Genomic DNA, 5,857 nt, shown 5'->3' with positions numbered 1-5,857 from the left:
GCCCGATGTTGAAGGAATGGATCGCGGCGGTGCGCAGCGAAATGCTCAGTAGCTCGCTGCCGACGAATGACTTTCTGGTCTATCTGAACCAGCGCGTGCAGGTCCGCATCGGCTATTTGCTGCGCATGGAGCCGGGCATTCAGACACCCGAGGAGACGCTGCAAAAAGCCTCGGGCTCATGCCGCGACAGCGCTTGGCTGCTGGTGCAGATCCTGCGCTCGCTGGGCCTGGCGGCGCGTTTTGTGTCCGGCTATCTGATCCAGCTCAAGCCCGATCAGGCCTCGCTCGACGGCCCCAGCGGCAGCGCGGTGGACTTCACCGATCTGCATGCCTGGACCGAGGTCTACATCCCCGGCGCCGGCTGGATTGGCCTCGACCCCACCTCGGGCATGCTGGCCAGCGAGGGCCATATCCCGCTCGCCTGCACCGCCCTGCCCTCGTCGGCCGCGCCGGTCAGCGGCTTCACCGACAAGGCCGAGGTCACTTTTGTGCACGAGATGACGGTGACCCGCATCCATGAAGACCCGCGCGTCACCAAGCCCTATGCCGAGAGCGACTGGCAGGCCATCGACCGGCTGGGCCCGCAGGTCGACGCCGACCTGAAACGCAATGATGTGCGCCTCACCCAAGGCGGCGAGCCGACCTTTGTGTCGATCGACGATATGGACGGCGCGCAGTGGAATACCGAAGCGCATGGCGAGCACAAACGCGAGCTGGCCGGCCAGCTGATGCTGCGGCTCAAAAAGCATTTCGCCCCCGGCGGCATGCTGCATTACGGCCAGGGCAAGTGGTACCCGGGCGAGCCGCTACCGCGCTGGGCACTGAATATCTATTGGCGCGTTGACGGCCAGCCGATGTGGCGCGACGCCTCGCTGTTCTCGGTCGAGGGCGCGGACGATGGCTACGGCGATGCCGAGGCTCAGCGCTTTATGGCCACGCTGTTGGAGGGTTTGCATCTGCCCGCCGCCAGCGCCATTCCCGCCTATGAAGATGTGCGCCTGCAAGCGCAGATCGAGCAGAGCCTGCCCAGCAACCTGAACCCGCTGTTTGCCGACCTCAGCGACTCCGAGCAACGCCGCCGTCTGGCCCGCTTGCTGGACAGTGGCCTCGGTGAAGTAGCGGGTTACGTGCTGCCACTGGCGTCGACGCCGTTTGAGCCCGGCATCAGCCTGAGCAGCAGCTGGCGCAGCTCGGCCTGGCCGCTCAAGCGCGAGCATCTCTACTTGATCGACGGCGATTCACCATTGGGCCTGCGCCTGCCGCTGAACTCGCTGCCCTGGGTCTTGCCGGATGAAAAAGACGCGGAGTTCGACCTCGACCCCTTCGCCGAGCGCAGCGCCTTGCTGGAGGCCAAGGCGACGCTGGAGGTCAAGCTCAACCATGCTGACCGCCAAACTCAGCGGGGCCCACGTGCTGCGCTGGCGGCCGCCAAACGGCTGGCGCGGGCCACGCTGGGCCGGACCGAAATTCAGGCGCCAACCCCAGAAAAAGCGCTGCCTGGCCGCCACAACGCCGAGCCGGCGCCGCGCGACGTGATCCACACCGCCCTGTGCGTGCAGGTGCGCGCCGGGCGCCTGCACGTCTTCATGCCGCCGATCAAGCGCATCGAGGACTATCTGGCGCTGGTGCAGATCGTCGAGGCGAGTGCCGCCAAGCTGCAATTGAAGCTATGGATCGAAGGTTATGGCCCGCCGCGCGACCCCCGCATCAAGCTGCTCAGCGTGACGCCGGACCCCGGCGTGATCGAGGTCAATGTGCATCCGTCGGCAAGCTGGAACGAGCTGGTCTACACCATGAGCACGCTCTATGAGGAGGCGCGCTTAAGCCGCCTGGGCACCGAGAAGTTCATGCTCGACGGCCGCCACACCGGCACCGGCGGCGGCAACCACGCGACGCTTGGCGGCGCCACCGCCGAAGACAGCCCGCTGCTGCGCCGCCCCGACCTGCTGAAAAGCCTGATCACCTATTGGCAGAACCACCCGGCCCTGTCCTATCTGTTCTCCGGCACCTTCATTGGCCCGACCAGCCAGGCGCCGCGCGTCGACGAAGCGCGTGACGACAATCTCTACGAGCTGGCGATTGCCTTCCAGCAGATGGACAAAGTCTTGCCGGGCATGCTGCCGGGCGACAAGCCCTGGATGGTCGACCGCCTCTTGCGTAACCTGTTAGTCGACTTGACCGGCAACACGCACCGCTCGGAGTTTTCGATCGACAAGCTCTACTCGCCCGACGGCCCGACCGGACGGCTCGGCTTGGTCGAGTTCCGCGCCTTCGAGATGCCGCCGCATGAGCGCATGAGCCTGTTGCAGATGTTGCTGCTGCGCGCGCTGGTGGCGCGCTTCTGGCAGCAGCCCTACCAGGCCAAACTGGTGCATTGGGGCACGGCCCTACATGACCGCTGGATGCTGCCGCACTTTGTGGCACAAGACATCCGCGATGTCGCGCGCGATCTGCGGGCGGCCGGCTATGCCTTTGAGGACAGTTGGTTCGACCCCTTCATCGAGTTCCGCTTCCCGCGCTTTGGCAGCGTCGTTTATGAAGGCGTGGAGCTGGAGTTGCGGCAGGCGATCGAGCCCTGGAATGTGCTGGGCGAGGAAATGGCTGCCGGCGGCACGGCGCGTTATGTCGACTCCTCGGTCGAGCGCATGCAGTTGCTGGTGCGCGGCCTGACCGACGGGCGGCATGTGATCGCCTGCAACGGCCGCATGCTGCCGCTGCACCCGACCGGGGTGCCGGGCGAATATGTGGCGGCGGTGCGCTTTCGCGCTTGGAGCCCCTGGTCGGCGCTGCACCCGACGATTGGCGTGCAAGCACCCTTGACCTTCGATCTGGTCGACACCTGGAGCGGGCGCGCGATCGGCGGCTGCACCTATCACGTCGTCCATCCGGGCGGGCGCAGCGAGGAACATTCGCCGGTCAACGCCAATGCAGCTGAGGCGCGGCGCTTTGCGCGCTTCTGGCCGCATGGCCACACGCCGGGGCCGATGACGGTGTTCAAGGAGCCGCTCAACCCGAGCTTCCCGCTGACGCTGGATCTGCGCTGGCAGCCGCTGTGAGACGGGCAAGTCCGAGCGCAGAGATAATTGCCGCCCCGTAGTCTTCGAGATCGCTCTCGCTCCACCGTGCCCGCTCGACTCCTCTCAGGCTACCCGGCCGCCACCGATCGCTTTGACGAAATGCTGGGCGCCGACGGTCAACCCCGCCTGCATTGGCGCGCGCTGCTGACGGCGCTAGCGCGCGAAGCGCCCGGCGTGATGCGCGAGCGCGACGAGGCGGTGCAGCGCCAGGTGCGCGAAAACGGCGTCACCTACAACGTCTACGCCGATACGCGCGGCGCCGGCCGGCCCTGGGATTTGAACCCGCTGCCGCTGATCCTGCCGCACACTGAATGGGCCGAGATCGAGGCCGCCGTGACCCAGCGCGCCACGCTGTTGAACCAGATCTTGCTGGACGTCTACGGCCCGCAATTGCTGCTGCAGCAGGGCCAGCTGCCGCCCGCCCTGATCCACGGCCATGCCGGCTTTTTGCGCCCCTGCCATGGCATGCGCCACCGTGACGGCATCGCCCTGCACTTCTATGCGGTGGACCTGGCGCGCGCACCCAGCGGCCGCTGGTGGGTGGTGGCCGACCGCACGCAAGCACCCTCCGGCAGCGGCTATGCGCTGGAGAACCGCGCGGTGATTGGCCGCACCTTCCCCGATCTGATGCGCGACTTGAACGTTCGCCCCTTGACCGGTTTTTTCGACAAGCTGCGCGACAGCCTCAGCTACTGGGGCCACCAATGCGCCAATAGCGGCAGCACGCCCTTGCGCGCCGGCGAGCCGCCGCTGATCGTCTTGCTGACGCCCGGCCCGTACAACGAGACCTATTACGAGCAAGCCTATATGGCGCGCCACCTGGGCCTGCCGCTGGTGGAGGGGTCGGACCTGACGGTGCGCAATTGCCTAGTCTGGCACAAGACCTTGTCGGGGCTGAAGCGGGTGCATGTGATCATGCGGCGGGTCGACGATGACTACTGCGACCCGCTGGAGCTGCGTGCCGATTCGAGCCTCGGCATCCCCGGCCTGATTGAAGCGGCGCGGCTGGGCAATGTCTTGATCGCCAACAGCCTGGGCTCCAATCTGCTGGAGTCGGGTGCCTTGCTGGGGTTTTTGCCGGCGCTGTCGCAGCGCGTGCTGGGCGCGCCCTTGAAGATGCCATCCGTCGCCACCTGGTGGTGCGGCGAGCCGGCCGCGCTGGCGCAGGTGATTGCCAAGCTGGACCGGCTGGTGATCAAGCCTGCCTTCCCGCAGAGCCGCCAGTTCACCGTCTTCGGCCAAGACTTGAAAGGCGCCGAGCGGGCGGCCTTTATCGCCAAGCTGCGCGCCCACCCGGCCAACTATGTGGCGCAAGAGCTGGTGCATTTGTCGCAGGTGCCGGTCTGGCGCGCCGACATGGCCAAGCAGCGGCATGGCGCACATGGCGCGCTGAGCGCCAGCGCGATGGGTTTGCGCGTCTATGCCTGCGCCACGCCGACCGGCTATGTGGTGATGCCGGGCGGCCTGACCCGTGTGGCCACCGGCCCCGATGTGCGCGTGATCACCTTGCAGCGCGGCGGCGGCAGCAAAGACACCTGGGTGCAGGCGCGCGAGTCGCCGCCGCTGGATGTGCACCGGCCGCTGTCGCGCACCACCACGGTGGCCGATCTGGTGCGCGACGACACCCATGTCTCCAGCCGTGCGGCCGAGAACCTGTTCTGGTTCGGCCGCAATGCCGAGCGTTGCGACAATATTGCCCGCCTGCTGCGCGTTAGCCTGAACTTTCTATTCAATCTGCGCCCCGCCACGCAAGGCGCCGAATGGCCGACCGTCAAGGCGTTGTGCGCGAAGCATCTGCTGCTCGACGGCAAGCACCCGCCCAAAGACAGCGCGGCCCGCGCGCTGCTCAGCTCGTCACTGAGCGACGCGCAAGTTGAACAAGCCCTGCTCTTGGCCGTGGTGTCGCCCGAGGTGCCGGGCCTGGCGCGCCAGCAGCAGCAGCTCTACCGCAGTGCCAGCCAGTTACGTGAGCGGCTCTCGATCGACAACTGGCGTGCCCTCAACCGCATGCTGCAGCAGCAAGCGCCGGCCGAGCCCAAGCGCCTGTCGCAGGCCGATGCGATGACCCTGCTCGACGACGCCGCCGCCGCCTCGATGACCATGGCCGGCTTTGCGCTGGACGGCATGAACCGCGACCTGGGCTGGCGCTTTTTGTCGCTGGGCCGCCGCTTGGAGCGTTTGCAGTATCAGTGCCAGCTGCTGCAAGGCGCGCTCAGCATGGGCGCCGACGGCGAGCTGGACTGGCTGCTGGAGTTGGCCGACAGCATCGTCACCTATCGCTCCCGCTACCGGGCCCAGCCCGAGTGGCTGCCGGTGCTGGACCTGTTGTTGCTGGACGCCAGCAACCCGCGCTCCATCCTGTTCCAACTCGACGGCATCACCAAAGGCATGGACAAGATTGCGCTGGCGCCGGGCGGCTGCGGTGAAGCCGAGATGCAGGCCGTGCGCGCCGAGTTGTTGGCGCTGGCGCCGGCCACCGACCTCTACCGCGGCAATGCACGGCTGACCCAATTGCTGCTGCGCATACGGCGCGCCAGTGAGGCCATGTCCGAGCTGATCAGCGTGCAATTCTTCAGCTACACCGGCGAACGGGCGGAACAGGCGGTACAGCCATGAGCAGCGCCGCCACACCAGTTCGCGCTCATTGGCGCTACCGGGTCGAGCATGAGACCGAGTACCGCTATCAAAGCCAGGTCACGCTGTCACAACAATACCTGCACCTGACCCCGCGCAGCTTTGCGCTGCAAGCCACCGAGTCGCACAGCGTCTTGGTGCGCCCA

General features: G+C 66.8%; 3 protein-coding genes. All 3 read left to right on the top strand.

Annotated elements, in window-relative coordinates:
* A partial coding sequence (locus RMO57_RS11920; protein WP_310386882.1) for a transglutaminase family protein occupies positions 1 to 3,056 on the top strand: 3,056 nt, incomplete at its 5' end.
* A gap of 66 nt (positions 3,057 to 3,122) precedes the next feature.
* On the top strand, positions 3,123 to 5,693 hold the full coding sequence (locus RMO57_RS11915) for a circularly permuted type 2 ATP-grasp protein (RefSeq protein WP_310386880.1): 2,571 nt from the start codon (positions 3,123 to 3,125) through the stop codon (positions 5,691 to 5,693).
* On the top strand, positions 5,690 to 5,857 hold a 168-nt coding region (locus RMO57_RS11910), incomplete at its 3' end, for a transglutaminase N-terminal domain-containing protein (protein ID WP_310386883.1). The genes RMO57_RS11915 and RMO57_RS11910, both read left to right, overlap by 4 nt.

Source organism: Roseateles sp. (assembly GCF_031397715.1).
In the GTDB taxonomy this organism is placed as follows: domain Bacteria; phylum Pseudomonadota; class Gammaproteobacteria; order Burkholderiales; family Burkholderiaceae_C; genus Paucibacter_A.
The sequence above is the reverse complement of the archived record's forward strand: the minus strand, read 5'-3'. Positions and strand labels throughout refer to the sequence as shown.